Origin of the sequence: Klenkia soli (assembly GCF_900103975.1) — a bacterium.
Classification (GTDB): domain Bacteria; phylum Actinomycetota; class Actinomycetes; order Mycobacteriales; family Geodermatophilaceae; genus Klenkia; species Klenkia soli.
The window spans coordinates 39,542-57,357 of record NZ_FNIR01000015.1; the positions used below are offsets into that span (position 1 = coordinate 39,542).

The 17,816-nt window shown below is 76.1% G+C and carries 17 protein-coding genes; 6 read left to right on the top strand and 11 right to left on the bottom strand.

Annotated features, from left to right (window positions below):
* Window positions 1-76 precede the first annotated feature (76 nt).
* From BLS67_RS20465 to BLS67_RS20475, 3 genes are all read left to right on the top strand, one after another.
* Window positions 77-649 carry a TetR/AcrR family transcriptional regulator gene (locus BLS67_RS20465; protein WP_207500765.1) on the top strand — a complete coding sequence of 191 codons (573 nt, stop codon included), beginning with the start codon at window positions 77-79 and terminating at the stop codon, window positions 647-649.
* 109 nt (window positions 650-758) lie between these two features.
* Complete coding sequence (locus BLS67_RS20470) at window positions 759-2,258, top strand: HNH endonuclease signature motif containing protein (RefSeq protein ID WP_091249206.1); 1,500 nt, start codon at window positions 759-761, stop codon at window positions 2,256-2,258.
* 214 nt (window positions 2,259-2,472) lie between these two features.
* Window positions 2,473-3,441 carry a GNAT family N-acetyltransferase gene (locus BLS67_RS20475; protein WP_165617675.1) on the top strand — a complete coding sequence of 323 codons (969 nt, stop codon included), beginning with the start codon at window positions 2,473-2,475 and terminating at the stop codon, window positions 3,439-3,441.
* A gap of 62 nt (window positions 3,442-3,503) precedes the next feature.
* Here the strand turns inward: BLS67_RS20475 and BLS67_RS20480 are convergent, their stop codons facing one another.
* From BLS67_RS20480 to BLS67_RS20505, 6 genes are read right to left on the bottom strand one after another with little or no spacing between them, the layout of a single operon-like run.
* Window positions 3,504-4,838, bottom strand: coding sequence for a glycosyltransferase (locus BLS67_RS20480; RefSeq protein ID WP_091249212.1), 1,335 nt, complete (start codon window positions 4,836-4,838; stop codon window positions 3,504-3,506).
* Window positions 4,838-5,746, bottom strand: coding sequence for a glycosyltransferase family protein (locus tag BLS67_RS20485; RefSeq protein ID WP_091249215.1), 909 nt, complete (start codon window positions 5,744-5,746; stop codon window positions 4,838-4,840). The genes BLS67_RS20480 and BLS67_RS20485 overlap by 1 nt, the downstream gene beginning before the upstream one ends.
* Window positions 5,743-6,759 (bottom strand): glycosyltransferase family 4 protein, encoded by a 1,017-nt coding sequence (locus BLS67_RS20490; RefSeq protein ID WP_242654236.1) that lies wholly within the window; start codon window positions 6,757-6,759, stop codon window positions 5,743-5,745. Before BLS67_RS20490 ends, BLS67_RS20485 begins: the two co-directional genes overlap by 4 nt.
* The gene (locus BLS67_RS20495) at window positions 6,756-7,547 is read right to left on the bottom strand and encodes a glycosyltransferase family 2 protein (RefSeq protein WP_091249220.1); all 792 of its coding nucleotides are present in this window, start codon (window positions 7,545-7,547) and stop codon (window positions 6,756-6,758) included. The genes BLS67_RS20490 and BLS67_RS20495 overlap by 4 nt, the downstream gene beginning before the upstream one ends.
* Window positions 7,544-8,515 carry a glycosyltransferase gene (locus tag BLS67_RS20500; protein WP_091249224.1) on the bottom strand — a complete coding sequence of 324 codons (972 nt, stop codon included), beginning with the start codon at window positions 8,513-8,515 and terminating at the stop codon, window positions 7,544-7,546. The genes BLS67_RS20495 and BLS67_RS20500 overlap by 4 nt, the downstream gene beginning before the upstream one ends.
* A 10-nt stretch (window positions 8,516-8,525) precedes the next feature.
* Window positions 8,526-9,692 carry a glycosyltransferase family 4 protein gene (locus tag BLS67_RS20505; protein WP_207500766.1) on the bottom strand — a complete coding sequence of 389 codons (1,167 nt, stop codon included), beginning with the start codon at window positions 9,690-9,692 and terminating at the stop codon, window positions 8,526-8,528.
* Between the two features lie 409 nt (window positions 9,693-10,101).
* Between BLS67_RS20505 and BLS67_RS20515 the strand changes: the two genes are divergently transcribed.
* Window positions 10,102-11,787, top strand: coding sequence for a hypothetical protein (locus BLS67_RS20515; protein WP_165617676.1), 1,686 nt, complete (start codon window positions 10,102-10,104; stop codon window positions 11,785-11,787).
* Here BLS67_RS20515 and pcaC read toward each other — a convergent pair.
* Genes pcaC through pcaH form a run of 5 tightly spaced genes read right to left on the bottom strand, consistent with a single transcriptional unit; the run spans window position 11,784 to window position 15,723 of the window.
* The gene (gene pcaC / locus BLS67_RS20520; RefSeq protein ID WP_091249237.1) at window positions 11,784-12,182 is read right to left on the bottom strand and encodes a 4-carboxymuconolactone decarboxylase; all 399 of its coding nucleotides are present in this window, start codon (window positions 12,180-12,182) and stop codon (window positions 11,784-11,786) included. The genes BLS67_RS20515 and pcaC overlap by 4 nt on opposite strands.
* Entirely contained in the window at window positions 12,179-12,952 is a 774-nt protein-coding gene (gene pcaD / locus BLS67_RS20525; protein WP_091249240.1) for a 3-oxoadipate enol-lactonase, read from the bottom strand. The genes pcaC and pcaD overlap by 4 nt, the downstream gene beginning before the upstream one ends.
* A gap of 8 nt (window positions 12,953-12,960) precedes the next feature.
* Window positions 12,961-14,304 (bottom strand): 3-carboxy-cis,cis-muconate cycloisomerase, encoded by a 1,344-nt coding sequence (gene pcaB, locus BLS67_RS20530; RefSeq protein ID WP_091249243.1) that lies wholly within the window; start codon window positions 14,302-14,304, stop codon window positions 12,961-12,963.
* A gap of 25 nt (window positions 14,305-14,329) precedes the next feature.
* On the bottom strand, window positions 14,330-14,986 hold the full coding sequence (gene pcaG, locus BLS67_RS20535; RefSeq protein ID WP_242654237.1) for a protocatechuate 3,4-dioxygenase subunit alpha: 657 nt from the start codon (window positions 14,984-14,986) through the stop codon (window positions 14,330-14,332).
* On the bottom strand, window positions 14,983-15,723 hold the full coding sequence (gene pcaH / locus BLS67_RS20540) for a protocatechuate 3,4-dioxygenase subunit beta (RefSeq protein ID WP_091249245.1): 741 nt from the start codon (window positions 15,721-15,723) through the stop codon (window positions 14,983-14,985). The genes pcaG and pcaH overlap by 4 nt, the downstream gene beginning before the upstream one ends.
* A gap of 84 nt (window positions 15,724-15,807) precedes the next feature.
* On the opposite strand from pcaH, the gene BLS67_RS20545 reads away from it, so the two are divergent.
* Window positions 15,808-16,593, top strand: coding sequence for an IclR family transcriptional regulator (locus BLS67_RS20545; RefSeq protein ID WP_091249248.1), 786 nt, complete (start codon window positions 15,808-15,810; stop codon window positions 16,591-16,593).
* A 50-nt stretch (window positions 16,594-16,643) separates the two neighbouring features.
* The gene (locus BLS67_RS20550) at window positions 16,644-17,816 is read left to right on the top strand and encodes a 4-hydroxybenzoate 3-monooxygenase (RefSeq protein WP_091249252.1); all 1,173 of its coding nucleotides are present in this window, start codon (window positions 16,644-16,646) and stop codon (window positions 17,814-17,816) included.

The window sequence follows — 17,816 nt, forward strand, 5'->3', positions numbered from 1 at the left end:
TCTTGTCTCCTCGGAGTCAGTTGCACACTGGTGTGCAATCTAGGCTCATTGCACACTGGTGTGCAAACATGACCGGGTGCCTTCGCCCCGGACGACCCGGACCCGGATCCTCGACGTCGCCCTCGACGTCCTCGGGCAGGACCCCGACGCCTCGATGGCGGACGTCGCGACCGCCGCCGGCGTCGTGCGCCGAACGGTCTACGGCCACTTCCCCTCCCGCACGGACCTCGTGCTGGCCCTCGCGGAGCAGGCCGCGACCGAGCTGCAGGGCATCCTCGCCGAGGTCGCCGCGGTGGACCGGGCTGCCGATGCGACCTGGGCCGACTTCGTGGCGCACATCTGGCCCGTCGCGCGCCGCTACCGGGTGCTGCTGGCCCTGCGGCGCAGCGAGCACGGGGCCGGGATCCACGCACTGCTGGCACCGGTGGACCAGGCCCTGGCCGACCTGGTCCGGCGAGGCCAGGACGACGGGACCCTCGGCCGCCACCTGCCGGCGCTCGTGCTGGGCCAGCTGGCCTACGCCACCGTGTTCACGGTCGCGGAGACCGCGCTGACCGACGACACGGTCACCGTCGCGTCGGCGACCACCACCAGCCTGCTCGTCCTGGGAGTCCCCACCGCCCGTGCGGAGGAGCTCGCCCGCGCGTGATCGGCTCCGTGCGGAGCGGTTCGAGGTCGCGCAGTTCCCGTCATCCTTGGCCGTTTGAGCTGCACTTTCACCTTGTCGACGCACACCAGGTCGGGTAGGATTCGATCAGGTGTTCGACTGGACGGAGGTGATCGGGGTGGGTGAGTACACGGCGCCGGCCACCCAGTCCGACACCTTCCCGGACACCGGCATGCTCAGCGCTGCCGCGGCGGCCTGGGCGGCGCTGGATGCCGAGGTCGCCGCGACCCGTGCGGCCGAGGAGCAGGCTGCGCCGAGGCGAGCGGAGACGGACCGGGCGGCTCGCACCGCGGAGCGGGAGGCTGCTCGTCAGCTGTCGATGACCCTCCCCGCCGACGTCGCCGCGGTGCTCGACGCCGCCCGGGGACTGGTCGATGCGCAGGTGCCCCTCGGTGCGCCGGCCGTCGTGGCACCGGCGCTGCTGGCCCGGGTGCGCGGGCTGGCGCAGCTGGCCAACGTCGTCGACACCGCCCTGGCCCACGCCGTGCGGGCCGCGGAGTGCGCGCAGGCGGCGGAGTTCGACGGGCACAAGACCATGCGGGCCTGGCTGCCCGGCCACCTGAACATCAGCCCGGCGACCGCGGCCCGGGTCGTGCGCGCGGGGCGCACCCTGGAGCAGTTGCCGCGCTGGGACGCCGCCGCGCGTGAGGGCCGGGTGACCCCCGACCAGACCGCCACCGTCGCCCGCGTCGCCACCCCCGCCCGACTCGCCACCGCCACCGAGTTGGGTGTCGACGTGCACGGCGAGGACGGCCTGGACGCCACCCTGCTGGGCTGTGCCACCGGGCAGACCCCCGATGCGCTGCCGGCGATGGTCAAGCGGGCCCTGGACTGGATCGACCCCGACGGCCCCGAACCCGACCCCACCAAGCAGCGCGAGTTCCACCTCTCTCCCTCCCCGAACGGGGGCGGGACCTTCCACGGCCGGCTCGACGCCGTGGGGTTCGAGAAGGTCTCCACCGCCCTCACCGCACACCAGCAAGCCGGCCGGTGCGCCGCCGACGACCGCACCCACGCCCAGCAGATGGGCGACGCGTTCGTGCAGCTCGCCGACAACGCCCTCGCCGCAGCCACCACCCCGATGCTGCGCAAGAACCACGCCCACATCGCCGCCACCATCGCAGCCGAGGACCTCCTCGACACCGAGACCGTGGCCGGCGCCGCGCGCCTGGGCTCCGGGCAGCAGGTCTCCAACGACATCGCCCGCCAGATCACCTGCGACTCGATCATCACCCGCGTCCTCCTCGGCCCCGACGGCATGCCGCTGAACATCGGCCGCGCCCAACGCCTGGTCCCCGCCCACATCCGCCGCGCCGCCGAGGCCCGCGACGGCGGCTGCGTGTTCACCGGCTGCTCGGCACCGACCTGGTGGTGCGACGCCCACCACGTCGCCGAGTGGATCGCCGACCACGGCGACACATCGGTCGAGAACACCGCCCTGCTCTGCGAACGCCACCACACCCACGTCCACCACGGCTACTCGATCCGCTGGGACCCCGACGAACGACGATGGCGCACCCACCGCGAGAACGGCACCGAGATCATCACCGGCTACCCGCCTGACGGCTCCGACCGCAGCTCGACCACGTAGCAACCGCTCAGGACGTCGCGACTGTGCCCGACGGCCACTGCCCGGTGGGCTCGCACCCAGGGGCAGCAGCCGAGCCCCGGGCGGTCCAGGCCCACCGCGGCGAGGCTCCATCGCTGGCCCGAGGATCGACGTCCGACCCAGGACGCCGACAATGCGGTTGACGCGTCGCGCGGCGCTGGCGACCCTCGGGGACCGCCGACCCGAGGAGCCGATGGTGACCCCCCGCTGGAGCCGACTGACCGACGCCGACACCCCGGCGTGGGCCGAGCTGACCGAGGTGCTCGCCCGGCACGACGGCACCGACGAGGTCTACGGGGCCGACGACCTCCGCGAGGAACTGCGGGAACACGGCTTCGACCCCGCGCAGGACTCGTGGGCCGTCCACGACGGCGACGCACTCGTGGCCTACGGACAGCTGCGCACCAGCACCGCGCCGACCGCGGAGGGCTGGGGGCGGGCGACCTTGGGGGGTGGTGTCCACCCACGCTGGCGCGGCCGCGGTGTCGGCACCGAGCTGCTCCGCAGGATGGAGACCCGTGCCCGCACCCTGCTCGCCGCACGCCACCCCGGGCGCACCCTGCAGCTGCGGGCCGACGGCGGCCCGGCGGGCAGCGACACCTCCGCCCTGCTGTCCCGGCACGGGTACCGGCCGGCGCGGTGGTTCGTCGACATGCAGCTCGACCTGCGCACCCAGACGCCCCCGCCGGTCGACGACCGCACCGAGGTGTTCACCCCCCACCTGGCCGAGGCCACCCGGCTGGCCCACAACGACGCCTTCGCCACGCACTGGGGCTCCACCGCCCAGAGCCCCGAGCAGTGGCGGGACTTCGTCGCCGCCCGCTCCACCCGCGCCGACGACTCCTTCGTCGTCCGCGACCACGACGGCACCGTGCTCGCCTACGCGCTGACGGCCGAGTGGGTCGACCGCGAGCTCTACGTGAGCCTGGTCGGCACCCGGCAGGGCGCCAGGGGGCAGGGGCTGGCCCGCGCGGTGCTGACCTCCGTCGTGGGGGCCGCTGCGCGGTCGGGTCGCTACGACGTCGTCGACCTCGGCGTCGACTCGGAGAACCCCGGCGGGGCGCACCAGCTCTACACGTCCGTCGGTTTCGCGCCGGTCCGCACCACGGCCGTGTTCGCGAAGGTCGAGCCACCGCCGTCGCCGGTCAGCCCGCCCGACCGGTGAGCTGGTGCGGGCGGGCCGCCGCCCACGTCGGTCCGGGCGCAGGCGGACCGGACGACAGGACGTCAGAGGCGGGGCAACCAGTGCCCCAGGTCGGGGTGCTCGCCCAGCGGCTCGGCGGGGACCTCGACCGCCGCCTCCCCGAACACGGTCGACATGTCGACACCCCACCGCGCGCAGCGACGCAGGGCACGGGTCGCCGCCACCTCCACCGGCACCCCGCCGACGGACCCGGTCACCCGGCCGACGCCGCCGGGCCGCACCCGCTCGACCAGGCCCGCCAGGCCGCCGCGGGTCCACAGCACTGGTCCCGAGAGCGTCACCTGCGTGCGGCAGCGGGCCAGCACCGCCGCGGCCGGCTCGCCGACGTGCACGCGGGGGTCGCCGTCCAGCAGGTCCGGGTCGACGCCCCAGACCTGCAGGTCCACCCCGGCCGCGAGGAGCGACCGGACGCCGAGCACCGTCGCGTCGTCGTCGGCACCCGGGGCCATCCGGACGACGACGTCGGGGTACCGCCACCAGCCGCCGACGCCGCGGGCCGCCGGGTCGGGCAGCAGCCGGGCCAACGCGCGGGTCTCGGCGTTCTTCTCCCGCCGGGCGGCCACCGGGTGGTCGCCGCGCAGCCCCCAGTCCGGGCCGTCATGCCAGGCGACCGCCCGCTCGCGGTGGGCCAGCACCGCTCCGGCGGTGAACAACCGGTGCGCCAGCTCCCAGTCCTCGCCGCCGTAGCCGCCGAAGGTCTCGTCGAACCCGCCGACCTCGTCGAACAGCGCCCGCGTCGTCCCCATCACCGCGCTGATCACGAACCGGTACGAGCGGTCGTCGGCCTCGAGCAGCGAACCCGCGTCGCGCAGCCACGCCGGCTCGGTGAGCTCCTCGGGCGCCGGGCCACCGGCGAACCAGTCACGCAGCCGGTCCGGGGTCCAACCGGTCAGGTCGGCGTGCCGGCGGCGGCCGGTGACCAGCGCGTCGGGCAGCAGCGCGGGCAGCGCGGACAGCTCCTCGACGTAGGTGGGCTCGGGCACGGTGTCGCCGTCGACGAACAGCAGGACGTCGCCGTCCGCGGCCCGGGCACCCAGGTTGCGCGCCGCGGCGGCGCGGAACCCCCGGTCCTCCTGCCGGACGACGACCACCCCGGCCGGCACCCGCGGGGGCTCCGGCGACCCGTCGTCGGCCACCACCACCTGCAGCCGGGTGGCCGGGTGCGTCTGCAGCGCCAGGCCGGCCAGCACCAGGTCCAGCTGGGCCTGCGCGCGGTAGTACGGCACCACCACGCTGACCGTGGGCGGCACGGCGGGCCGGGCGTCGGCGAGGGCCGACCAGTCGTTGCCGCGGACGAACCGACGTCCGGGCTCGCCGAGTGGCGTCCCAGGGTTCTCCAGCGGCCCGTCGGGAACCATCAGGCGCCACTCGGCGGGGAGACGGCGCGCCAGACGGCGCGGTAGGCGGCCACCGTGTCCGGCATCGACGGGCCGACCGGTGTGCCCGGGGGCAGCCAGGTGAGCGACGGTTCGGCGACGGCCCGGGCCAACGCCTCGGCCAGGTCGTCGTAGAGCCAGAGCGCACCGGGGCAGCGTTCGGCGACCTCGCGGGTGTAGCCGACGTCGGGCACCAGCGGACGGCGACCGGCGGCCAGCCACGAGCCGATGGACCCCGACGCCGAGACGTGCCGGTGCGGCGCCAGCGGCACCGACGCCGCCCGCAGCCGCGCCGGCAGCTCGTCGTCGGGGACGTACCCGGTGACGGTCAACGGGCCGAGCTGCGCCAGCTCGGACACCAGGTCGTCGTGGCCGTCGGAGGGCGTGCCCAGCGCGGTCAGCCCGACCCCCGGGGGCAGCGCGCGCAACGCCTCGTCGTGGCCCTTGCCGGGGTAGAGGAAGCCCAGCACCACGACCTGCCCGTCCGGCGGCGGCACCGGGCCCGGGGGCAGCTCGTGCACCGGCAGCGGCACCACGGCCGGGACCACCGCGGAGAAGGCCTGCAACCGGGCCGCCTCGTGGTGGCTGTTCACCACGACCGCGGCCGCGGCGTCGACCACGGCCGCGTAGGCCGCGGCCCGGCGACGCTGCAGCACCGACCCGTCGTCGGGCGGGACGTCGTGCAGGGTCACCACGACCGGCCGGCCCAGCTCGGCGACCCGGGCGGTGAACGCCGCGGCCGACTCCTCGGCGGTGCGGCCGAACAGCCGGTCGGTGTAGTGCACCTGCACCAGCTGCCCGCCCGTGGACCCGTCGGCCTCGGCCAGCTCGCGGGCGTACCGGGCGACGCCGTGCTCGGGCGGTCCGACCAGCAGGTGCTCGACGCTCACGCGCCCGCGCGGTCGGCGGCGACCCGGCCGTAGACGTGGTCGTGCACGCGGCGCAGCTGCGTGCGCTGCTCGGCCCGCCAGGCCGGGTCGGCCTTCGCCGGCCACGGACGGGTGACCGCGACGAGGACCGCCGAGGTGAGCGAGCCGGTGTCCAGCCCGCGCACCTCGTCGTTGCCGTAGAGGACGACGTCGTCCCACTGGTCGGCGTAGTGCCCGCAGGTCGGCGCCACCACCCGGGTGCCGACGTCCCGGCAGACCTCCAGCCAGCCCGAGTGGGTGCCGAACCGGTGCGGGAGCACCGACACGGCCAGGGTCTGCAGGTAGGTGGTCAGCTCGTCGTCGGTGAACCGGGGGTGCACGACCAGCTCGTACTCCCCCGCGTCGGCGCCCTTCACCAGACCGGGCGCCCGGAGCTCGAGGTCGACGTCGTCGTGCACGTCCACCCGCAGCCGGCCGCCGGCCGAGACGGCACCCGACGCGGCCGCCCGGACGACGTCCAGCGGGTCGAGCAGGTTCGGGCGCAGCGACTTCAGGTGCACGCCGACCAGCCGCGGCTCGCGACCGACGTCGGGGAGGGGGGTCACCAGGCCGGGGTGGGCGGCCACGATGCAGGAGCGGGAGAACCGCTCGGCGATCTCGTCGGCGGCGCCCTCGGTCAGCGTGAGCACCACCTCGGCCGCGCCCAGCAGGGCCGCCAGGTGCCGGTCGTGCCGCTCGCGGGTGGAGTGGTGCGGGTTGCGCAGGTCGTGGACGGTGACCACCAGCGCGACGTGGCTGCGGCGGACGGCCTCGGTCCAGGCCAGCATCTCGTCGGGGGTGAGCCCGTCGAAGCCGAAGTGCACGTGGACGATGTCGACCTCGTCGGCGTGCGCGGTCAGGTAGGCGGGGTCCAGCCAGGGGCTGGGCGCCCACGGGTCGTCCTCGGGCGGCGGCGGACCGACCCGCACGACCGACCGCGGCAGGACGGCGTCCAGGTAGGGGTGGGCGTAGGGGACGGTGGCGACCCGGATCACGCGGCCACCCACCCGTCGGCCGTGCGCCGGACCAGGCCGCGCTCGGCGAAGGCGTCCAGCCAGCCCTGCATGGGCCACCAGCCCCAGCGGTCGGCGAAGACCCGCCCGTTGACCAGCACGTCGTCCAGGTGCTCGACCGGGGGGCGGGAGACCGGGTGGTGCTGGTGGAAGGCCGCGGCCCCGCCCACCCAGCGCAGCGGGACGCCGGCGGCGTGCGCGGTCTCGGCGAAGTCGGTGTCCTCGCCGCCGTAGCCGGCGTAGGCCTCGCAGAACCCGCCCAGCCGGGTCCAGGTGGCCGCGGTCAGCGCGAACGACAGCGACCAGAACAGCCGGTGGTCCTCGGCCACGAGGACCTCGCCGTCGGCGGGCACGGGGCGCGCGGGGTGCGGGTCGGCGAGGGTGTGCAGGGTCGCCAGGTCGTAGCCGTCGGCCTGCGGCAGGTAGCTCACGGGGCCCGAGTCCACCACGTCGTCCTGGGCGGTGCCTGCGTAGCGGGCCACCAGCTCCGGCCCGGGGATGCAGTCGACGTCCAGGAACACCAGCAGCTGCGCGCCGGCCGCCAGCGCGGCCGCCGCGCCGGCGTTGCGGGCCGCGGCCAGCGGCAGCCGGGGACCGCCGGGGACGTCGAGCACCCGGGCGCGGGCACCGACGACACCGCGCACGGCGGGGTCGCCCATCGCCACGACCACGTGGTCGTCGGGAGCCTGCGTCTGCCGGGCCAGACCGGCAAGCTGCCGGGTGAGGTGGTCGTGCCGGCCGTGCACGACGGTGACGACCGCCGTCCTCACGTGCGGGCCACCGCGGCGATCTCGCGGGCCGCCCGCACCGCGGCGTCGCCGGGCGACCAGCGCGACCAGCCCTCGCCGCCCAGGGCCCGGGCCTGCTCGAGCAGCCGCGGCCAGGCCGAGGCGTCGGGCCAGCGGGGCAGGCCGACCGCGATGCCCGAGCGGTGCAGGGCGTCGGTGCTGCGGTGCTGCTCGCGGAACGGGCGCTCCTGCGCCACCACCACGGCCGGACGGCGGGCGGCGGCCACCTCGGCCAGCGCGTTCTGCCCGGCGTGGGTGACCACGACGTCGGCGGCCGACAGCACGGGCCACGGGTCGTCGGACCACTCCCCCGGCCCGCCGAGCACCGTCCAGGTCAGCCCGGGGGTGACGGCGCGCAGCGCGGCGACGTCGGCCTCGGTCACGACGTTGCCGCCGCTGCCGGCCAGCAGCACGGCGGTGCCGGGTGCGGGCTCGGCCGGGGTGCGGCCGTCGAACCGGGACACCGCGCCGACGTGCACCACCCGGTCGCCCAGGCGGGCCAGCCAGGGCGGGTCCAGGACGTCCTGCGGCCAGAAGGCGAGCACGCGGTCGGCGACGGTGTAGCCGGTGGTGTGCGGGGCGTCGGTGCGGTCGCCGGGCATCGCGGTGACCACCACCGGCACGCCCATCAGCCGGAGGAAGACGCTGACCTCGACCGACACGTCGACCACGACCGCCGCGGGCCGGGCCTCGTCGACCCACGCGGCGAGCCTGGCCATGCGCTCGCGCATGCCGTCGTGCCCGCGGGGCGCCCAGTGCAGCGCGCCACCCGCGGTGACCTCCTCGACGGGGTGCCCCGCGTCGTCGGCCAGCGGCACCCAGCCGGCGAACGGTGCGCCGGGGTCGGGCAGCGAGGACAGGCCGGTGACCGGGACGTCGAGCTGCACCGCCACGGCCGCCGCGCGGTGCAGGTGCCCGCGACCCTGGTGGTGCACGTACCAGCCGATCACCGGGCCTCCCTCACGCAGTAGCCACAGCCGGCGCCGCGAGCGCGTCGTAGAGCTGCTCGTAGCGGTCGACCATCGTCTCCACCGAGCAGTGTGCCCTCGCCCGGTCGCGGGCCGCAGCGCGCGACAGCTGCTCGGCCTGCGGGATGGCCTCGGCCAGCGCGCCGACGTCGCCGGCGGGCACCAGCCGTCCGCAGGCGGGCGTCACGATCTCGGGGATGCCGCCGCGGGCGAAGGCCACCACCGGCGTGCCGCAGGCCAGCGCCTCGGCGACGACGAGGCCGTAGGGCTCGTCCCAGCAGGGGGTCACCAGGGCCACCGACGCCCGGCCGACGGCCCGCGCGAGGTCCGGGTGGTCGAGGTGGCCCAGGTGCGTGACGCCGCGGCCCAGGAACGGGGCGATGGTGCGGTCGAAGTAGCCCTGGTCGACGACCGGGCCGGCGATCTGCAGCTCGCGGCCGGCGGCCAGCGCCGCCTGCACGGCCAGGTGGGTGCCCTTCTCGGGCACGATCCGCCCCGACCAGATGAGCGGGCCGCCGCCGGGCCCGGCCACCCAGCGGTCCAGGTCGACGCCGTTGGGCACCACGCCGACCTGCCGCCGGACGCCGGCCGCCGTGCGCCAGGTGGCCGCCGTGTGCTCGCTGACCGCGACCAGGTGCGCGGGGGTGGGCCCGGCGGTCTGCAGCGCGGACTCCAGCCACGGGGTCGGCGGGCAGTGCAGCGTCGAGACCATCGGCACGCGCAGGGCGGGTGCCATGGCCAGCGGCAGGTAGTGCAGCGCGTGGTTGTGCACCAGGTCGAAGTCGTGGGCCCGGGGCCCGGTCAGCTCGACCATGAGCGACAGGTAGGCGTGGTGGTCCTCGAGGAACACCTCGGGCGCCATGCTCACGTCGGCCCGGGCAGCCGGGCTCATCTCGAGCCGGCGCACCGCGAGCGGTTCGACGGGGAGGCCGGGGTCGGAGCCGGGGCCGGCGAAGAGGGTGACCTCGTGGCCGCGGGCGACCAGCGAGCGGGTGAGCTGCCAGACGTGCGACTCGAGCCCCCCGGCGAAGGGCTCGGCGATCGGGTAGCGGCTGGACGCGATGAGGGCGATCCGCAGGCGTCGTCCGGCATCGAGCTCGGCCCGCTCGGGCGGGGCGGAGGGGACGGCGTGCAGCCGCCCGCGGCGGGGGGACGGCACACCGTGGGTACCCGGGGTGCGACTGGGCGTAAGGGTGTTCTCGGGCACGGGCGAGCGGCACCTCCTGAGCGCGGGGCACCCCGGGCCGTGGGGCCTGGCGGGGTGGGGACAGTGGCCCCCGCCCCGCTTCATGAGGCGACGCACCGGTCGCCACGGCCTCCAGCCGGCGCCCGGGCCGCGTCGGGCCGAACTGCTCACGATCTTCACAGACCCCCCGCCCCCCCGCACCTCGACCGGGCCCCCCGTGGGCGAGGTCACCCCCCGTCCGCCCCTGCGTAACCGCCGTTTCCACCCGGGAGGCTTCACCGGACCGGGTGATCGGGCGGGCCGGACACCGGGTGCGTTGGATACCGTCCCGAGGGGCACAGCTCGGGGCGGAACTGCCTCGTTCCGGCGACGAGGAGGACACGTGACCGAGCGCGGCGACGGCGGGGCTCCCGCGGGCGGTCCGGGCGGCTGGCAGTCCTGGGGCGGCGCACCGGGCGGTGGGTGGCCCGGGCAGGCACAGCCGGGGCAGGCACAGCCGGCGCAGCCGCAGCAGCCACCCGGTCAGCCGGGCTGGCAGCAGCCGGGCCCCCAGCAGCAGAACCCGCAGCAGCCGTGGCCCCAGCAGCAGGGCCCCCAGCAGCAGAACCCCCAGCGGCCGTGGCCCGCGGCACCGGGCCAGCAGCCCCAGCAGCCGGCCCCGGCCGGGGCCTGGAACCCGGCGAGCGGTCCGGCGCCGTGGGCGGTCCAGCCCTCCCGCCGCAGCCGGCGGACGCCGCTGCTGGTCGGCGCCGCGGTGCTGGTGCTGCTGCTCGTGGCCGGTGGCCTGTTCTTCCTCCTCCGCGGTGACGACCTCACCTACGCCGGCCGCACCGTCGCCGACCCGCAGGGGGTGCTCGACGACGCCGGGTCGAAGCTGGCCGCCTACGCCGACGGCCGCGGCGGGGCCACCTCCGACGACACCGGCTGCTGGTTCGAGTACCGCAGCAAGGACACCTCCGACGTCGAGGACGCCGTGGTCTGCGGCCCGGTGCTCTTCGTCGACGGCGACCCGTCGGCGGCCTACGTCGACCTGCCGCTGACCCCGTCGACCGGCTCGGGCGACGTCACCTTCGAGGTGGGGTCCGAGCCCGAGGACCCCGAGCCGCACGCGCTGGACGACGTCGACCTGCTGGTCCGCCCCGACGGCCGGACGCCGCCCGCGGACGCCGGCGACCTCCAGGTGCCCGAACCGCCGCAGGCCGCCGCCGACTACTCCGCCGAGGGGCCCTTCGACGACGTCGACCTGACCACCCCCGACGGCCTCGCGACGCTGTCCGGTGCCGCTGCCCGGGTGACCGTCACCGGTGTCGGCCAGGCCGACCGGGTGGGCTCGGGCGACGACGCCGTGCGCCCGGCCGACGGCGAGGTGTTCCGGGTGTTCCGGTACTCCATCGGGTCCGGCGAGGGCTACGCCAACAGCGCGCCCACGCTGTCCTACGTCGTCGACGGCGGCGACCCGGTCGCGGTGGACCCGACCCTGGTCGTCCCGGGTGCCACGGTCGAGGGCTTGCTCTCGGCGCCGGCCGACGCCGACGTCCAGCTGGTCGTCCTCGACGACGGCGTGACCCAGACCCTCTCGCTGGTCGACGGGAGCCCGGGCGCGGACAACCTGCAGGTCACCACCCGCGAGAACCGGGACTCCGCCGCCCCGGGGAGCCAGTCGCTGCCCGGGTCGATCAGCCGGGACGGCGCCAGCGCGGACGCCACCTACACGCTGGACGTCAGCGCGGTCCGGATCGGCTGGTACACCGGCACCGACATCACGGCCACACCGCCTGCGCCCGACCGGGCGTTCCTGGTCATCCAGGACAACCTGGTGGCCGACAACGCCAGCTTCATCGCCGGCAAGCCGCCGTCGGCCCTCTACACGCTCACGCTGCCCGACGGCACCGTCGTCCCCGGGCAGAACCTGTCCCCGGACCCCGCCTTCGTCGCGACCGCGTTCGACGTCCCCGCCGACTTCACCACCGGCACCATCACCTTCGGCGGCACCGCCTCCCTCGCCGACGGCTCGGTGCTCACCTTCGGCGAGACCCGGACCTTCCCGGTCAGCATCCCGGCCGGCTAGCCCGCCCGGAGCTCGGCGAGGATCGGCCGGGCGACGGCGAGGGCGTGGTTGGCGGCGGGCACCCCGGCGTAGACGGCGGTGTGCAGGCACACCTCGGCGATCTCCTCGTCGGTGAGGCCGTTGTGCACCGCGGCCTTCACGTGCAGGGCGAACTCGTCCCAGTGCCGCAGCGACGCGGTGATCGCCAGGGTGAGCATCGAGCGGGTGCGCCGGTCCAGGCCGGGGCGCTGCCAGAGGTCGCCCCACGCCACCCGGGTGATGAAGTCCTGGAAGTCGGCGGTCAGCGGGGTCACCGCGGCGACCGCGCGGTCGACGTGGGCGTCGCCCAGCACCTCCCGCCGGGTGCGCATGCCCGCCGTGCGCCGCTCGTCGTCGGTGCTCGGGTGCTCGCTCATCGGTGTCCTCCCAGGTGGGCCAGAAGCGCGTCGGTCACGTGCCGGGGCTGCTCCAGGTTGGCGATGTGCGCGGCGGGGGCGACGGTCAGCAGCGCGGCGCCCCGGATGCCGGCGGCGATGGCCTCCTGGTGCTCCGGGGGCAGCGCCGGGTCGTCGGCCCCGCTGATCACCAGCGTGGGGGCGGTGATCGCGTCGAGCTGGTCGCGCAGGTCGAGCGCGCCCACGGCGGCGCAGCAGCTGGCGTAGCCCTCGTCGTCGCAGGCGGCGATCGTCCCGCGCATGCGGGTCACCAGCTCGGGGTTCGCCTCGGCGAAGGCCGGGGTGAACCAGCGGCCGACCACCGCCTCGGCCAGCGCGCCGGTGCCCTGCGTGCGCGCGGTGGCAGCGCGGTCGCGCCAGGCGTCGGGGTTGCCCGGGTGGGCCGAGCTGCACAGCACGGCCAGCCGGTCGACCCGCTCGGGGTTGCGCGCGGCCAGCCGGAGCCCGGTCATGCCCCCGATGGACAGCCCCACGACGTGCGCCCGGCCGATCCGCAGCCGGTCCAGCAGCGCCAGCACGTCGTCGGCCAGGTCGTCGACCGTCGAGTCGCCCTGCGGCGCCGGCGAGCAGCCGTGCCCGCGGGTGTCGTAGCGGACCACCCGGAACCGCTCGGTCAGCGCCGGCACCTGCGGCTCCCACATCTCGAGCGTCGCGCCCAGCGAGTTGGACAGCAGGACGACGGGGGCGCCCTCGGGGCCCTCCACCACGGCGTGCACGTCGATCGGGGGCACGGGTCTCCTCAGCTCGGGTCGCGCGGCCGGCGGGACTGCTCGGCCACGGTGTGCTCGGCGAGGGCGGCGTCCACCTGGGCACCGGCCTCGCCGACGTCGGGGGTGCTGGCGGCGACCAGCCGGCCGGCGTCCACGTCGGTGCGCTCGGCGACGACGTCGGCCAGCGCGCGGCCCTCGCGGGCAGCCTGCCGCACGGCGTCCGCGGCGGCGTCGTGGGCGGGCCCGCGCCCCAGGGAGCCGGTGAGCGCGTCGGCGAGGGCCCCGGCCAGCTGGGCGCCCCCGGCGGCCTCCACGACCGCGGCCGCACGCACGATGTCGAACTGCAGCCCACCCAGGCAGTCGGCCAACCAGGCCGCGGCGGACCCGACGGTGGCCAGCAGCGCCGAGAGGGTGGGCCACTCGGCGTGCCAGGCCCCGGCCGACCGCTCGTGCTCCTGCTCCATGGCGGCGAACAGCGTGCCGACCAGGCCCGGGGCGCGGCGGGCGCAGGCCCGGGCCGAGATCGCGGCCACCGGGTTGCGCTTGTGCGGCATCGCCGAGGACCCGCCGCGCCCCTCGCCGGACTCGGCGGCCTCGGCCACCTCGGTCTGGGCCAGCAGGACGACGTCCAGCGCGACCGTGGCCACCACACCGGCCGCGGCGCCCAGTGCCCCGGCGAGGTCGGCGACCGGCAGCCGCACGGTGAACCAGGGGACGGCGGTCGTGGTCAGCCCCAGCTCGTCGGCGAACGCCGCCCTGAGGTCGACCCCCGAGCCCGAGCTGGCGGCCAACGTGCCGACCGCCCCGCCGTACTGCACCGGCAACGACGCGTCGACGGCGGCCAGCCGGGCGCGGGCGCCGTCCAGTCCGCTCAGCCACGCGGCCGCGCGGAACCCGACGGTGGTGGGCAGCGCCTGCTGCAGGAGGGTGCGGCCCATCGCGACGTCGTCCCGGTGGTCGGCGGCCAGCCGGGCCGCGGCGTCGGCGGCCGTGGCGAGGTCGGCGTCGATCGCGGCGACGGCGCGGCGGGCCACGAGCACCAGGGCGGTGTCGACGACGTCCTGGCTGGTCGCACCCACGTGCACCGCGGCGGCGGCGTGCGGGCCGACCGCCTCGGTGAGCACCCGCACCAGCGGCGGCACCGGGTTGCCGGCGTCGGCCGCCCGGGCGACCACGGCAGCGACGTCCAGGGCCTCGGGCTGCGCGGCGACCCGGGTGACCTCGGCCGCCGCCGTGTCGGAGACCAGCCCGCAGCGGGCGGCCGCCCGGGCCAGCGCGGCCTCGGCGTCGAGCATGGCCCGCAGCCAGGCGACGTCCGAGACCGCGGCGGCGGCACCCCCGCGCGCGAACGTGCCGTCCCAGAGTCCCGTCACGCGCCCATCCTGCCGCGCTCGTCCCTCACAGCGCGAAGAAGACGGTCTCGGCGTCGCCCTGCAGGTGGATGTCCAGCCGGTAGCCGTCCTCGGTCGGCGCGGCCACCAGGGTGGCCCGCTGGTCCGGGGTGAGCCCGCGCAGCACCGGGTCGCCGGCGTGGTCGTCGTCGGCGAAGTAGATGCGCGTGACGACCCGGTCCAGCAGGCCGCGCGCGAACACGGAGACGTCGACGTGGGGGGCCTGCAGGCCCCCGTCGCCGTCGGGCACCGGGCCGGGCTTGAGGGTGCGGACGGCGTACTCCCCGCCCGGCGTGGCGGACCGGGCGAAGCCGCGGAAGCCCGGGGTGGACGACGAGCCGCGCGGGTCGTCGGGGTGGGCGAAGCGGCCGTCGGGGTCGGCCTGCCAGGTCTCGACCACCGCGTCGGGGACGACGTCGCCGTTGCCGTCGACCACCGTGCCGCGCAGCCAGATCTCCCCCGCCGTGCCGGGGGCCACCGCGTCGGGGCCGTCCGGCCAGGTCAGGCCGATCGCGAGGTACGGGCCGACCGTCGCGCTCGGGGTGGTGTGCAGGGCCGGCGGCTCGTCGAGGAACCCGCTGCCGCGCCGCGGGGTGCCCGGGCGGCGGTCGTTGGTCTCGTCGGCACCGGTCACCAGCGGGCTGTCGTGCTCGAACGCGCTCACGCGACATCTCCGTCGTCGTCGGTCTCGAACGGGGTCTGCCCGGTGCCGCGCAGCACGATGTCCCACCGGTAGGCCAGCGCCCAGTCCGGCTGGGTGCGGGACAGGTCGAACCCGGCGATCGCCCGGTCACGCGCGGTGGGCGGGATGGCGTTGAAGATCGGGTCCTGGCCGAATAGCGGGTCGCCCGGGAAGTACATCTGGGTGACCAGGCGCTGGGTGAATGCGGTGCCGAACAGCGAGAAGTGGATGTGCGCCGGCCGCCAGGCGTTGTGGTGGTTGCCCCACGGGTACGCACCGGGCTTGATCGTTGTGAACTCGTAGCGCCCCAGCGCGTCGGTGACCACCCGGCCCAGGCCGTCGAAGTGCGGGTCCAGCGGCGCCGGCCAGTTGTCGACGACGTGCCGGTAGCGGCCCGCGGCGTTGGCCTGCCAGATCTCCAGCAGGGCGCCCGGCACCGGGCGCCCGCCGCTGTCCAGCACGCGGCCGAACACGATGATCCGCTGGCCCTGGGCCTCGCCGCCGGCGCGCAGCGTGAGGTCGCCGTCGCCGGGGGCCAGCCGGTCCTCGCCGAGCACGGGCCCGGTGATCTCGGTCAGCCGGTGCGGGAGGTCGACGGGGGTGCGCAGCGGTGCGCGCAGGCCGGTCGAGCGGTAGCCGTCGAAGGCGACGGGGGTCCGCTGGCCGGCGTCCTCCCGGAGGTAGCTGGGCAGCACCAGCCTCGATGTGGTCCCGGTCATGCCGGCGAACGTACGACCTGCGCCACACCTCTGGCACGCTGTGCATCCCGCTGGGCGGAAGGATGCCGACGAGGAGGGGACACGGTGGCCGGAGGTGCCGCGACGACCGGGCGGTCGGTGACCTCGCGCGCCCTGGGGGTCCTCGACGCCTTCGACGCCGACCACCCGAGGCTGACCCTGTCCGAGATCGCCGGGCGCACGGGCACCCCGCTGACCACCGCGCACCGCCTGCTCGCCGAGCTCGCCGACTGGGGGGCGCTGGTCCGGCGTCCCGACGGCCGGTACGAGGTCGGCCGCAAGCTCTGGGACCTCGGGCTGCTGGCCCCCGTGCAGGCCGAGCTGCGCCAGGTGGCCAGCCCCTTCCTGCTCGACGTGCACACCGCGACCCGCGACACCGTGCACCTGGCCGTCCGCGACGGGCTGGCCGCCCTCTACGTCGACCGGGTGTCGGGCCGGGAGTCGGTGCCCGTGGTCAGCCAGGTCGGCAGCCGGTTGCCGCTGCACGCGGTGGGGGTGGGCAAGGTCCTGCTGGCCGCCGCGCCGGACGACGTCGTCGAGCAGGTGCTGCGCTCCCCCACACGGGCCACCCGGCACACGGTGGTCGACCCGGCCCGGCTGGCCCGCGAGCTCACCGAGACCCGGCGCACCGGGTGGGCCCGCACGTCGGAGGAGATGTCCCTGGGGGCCGCCTCGGTCGCCGTCCCCGTCACGGTGGTGCTGCGCGGCGGGCGCACGGTGGTCGCCGCGGCGCTGGGCATCGTCGTCCCCACGCACCGCGCCGAGCGCGACCTCCCCCGCCTGGTCCCCGTCCTGGAGGTCGCCGCCCGCGGCATCGGCCGCGAACTGGCCCGCACCCCCGACTTCCGCTGACCGGGAGCCGGGCCTCGCGGTCCGCCTGTACCCGTGGTCACACTCCAGTCGTGCGTACTCAGGTGGGGATCATCGGGGCCGGGCCGGCCGGGCTGCTGCTGTCGCGGATGCTCGCGGTGCAGGGCATCGAGTCCGTCGTGCTGGAGAACCGCTCGCGCGACTACGTCGAGGCGCGGATCCGGGCCGGCATCCTCGAGCAGCACACCGTCGACACCCTGCGCGAGGTCGGCATGGGCGCCCGGCTGGACCGCGAGGGCCTCGAGCACGACGGCATCTACCTGCAGTACCCGGGCACCCGGCACAAGCTGGACTTCCCCGAGCTGTGCGGGCGCAACGTGTGGATCTACGGCCAGTCCGAGGTGGTCAAGGACCTGATCGCCGCCCAGCTGGACGACGGCCCGCCGCTGCTGTTCGAGGTCTCCGACGTCCAGCCGCGCGACGTGGACACCGACTCGCCCTCGATCGCGTTCACCGACGCCGACGGCGTGGCCCAGGTGCTGGAGTGCGACGTCGTCGCCGGCACCGACGGGTTCCACGGCGTCTCGCGGCCCATCGTCACCGCCGCCACCGACGGTCAGCTGTGGGAGCGCACCTACCCCTTCGCCTGGTTGGGCATCCTGGCCGACGTCGCGCCCAGCACCGACGACCTGATCTACGCCTGGCACCCCGACGGCTTCGCGATGCACTCGATGCGCTCGCCGTCGGTGTCGCGCCTCTACATCCAGGTCGACCCGACCGAGAAGATCGAGGACTGGTCCGACGACCGGATCTGGGAGGCGCTGGCCACCCGCATGGCGCTGCCGGGCTGGGAGCTGCAGACCGGGCCCGTGACCGAGAAGTCGATCCTGCCGATGCGCTCGTTCGTGTCCTCCCCCATGCGGCACGGCCGGTTGTTCCTGGCCGGGGACGCCGCGCACATCGTGCCGCCGACCGGCGCCAAGGGCCTGAACCTCGCCGTCGCCGACGTGACGCTGCTGGCCCGGGCCCTGGTGCGGTTGCTGGCCGAGAAGGAGACCGACCTGGCCGACGCCTACTCGGACAAGGCGCTGGCCCGGGTCTGGCGGTGCACCCACTTCTCCTGGTGGATGACGTCGATGCTGCACACCCACGGCGACGACTTCGACGCCCAGCTGCAGCTCTCGCAGCTGCAGCGGGTGTGCACCTCGGAGGCCGCGGCCCGCGAGCTGGCCGAGATGTACACCGGCCTGCCCGTCGCGCTGTAG

Bases quoted from the DNA above. Each gene is read 5' to 3' on its own strand.
- BLS67_RS20480 (WP_091249212.1), bottom strand. From the start codon at position 4,838: ATGGTTCCCGACGGGCCGCTGGAGAACCCTGGGACGCCACTCGGCGAG.
- pcaH (WP_091249245.1), bottom strand. From the start codon at position 15,723: ATGACCGGGACCACATCGAGGCTGGTGCTGCCCAGCTACCTCCGGGAG.
- pcaC (WP_091249237.1), bottom strand. From the start codon at position 12,182: ATGAGCGAGCACCCGAGCACCGACGACGAGCGGCGCACGGCGGGCATG.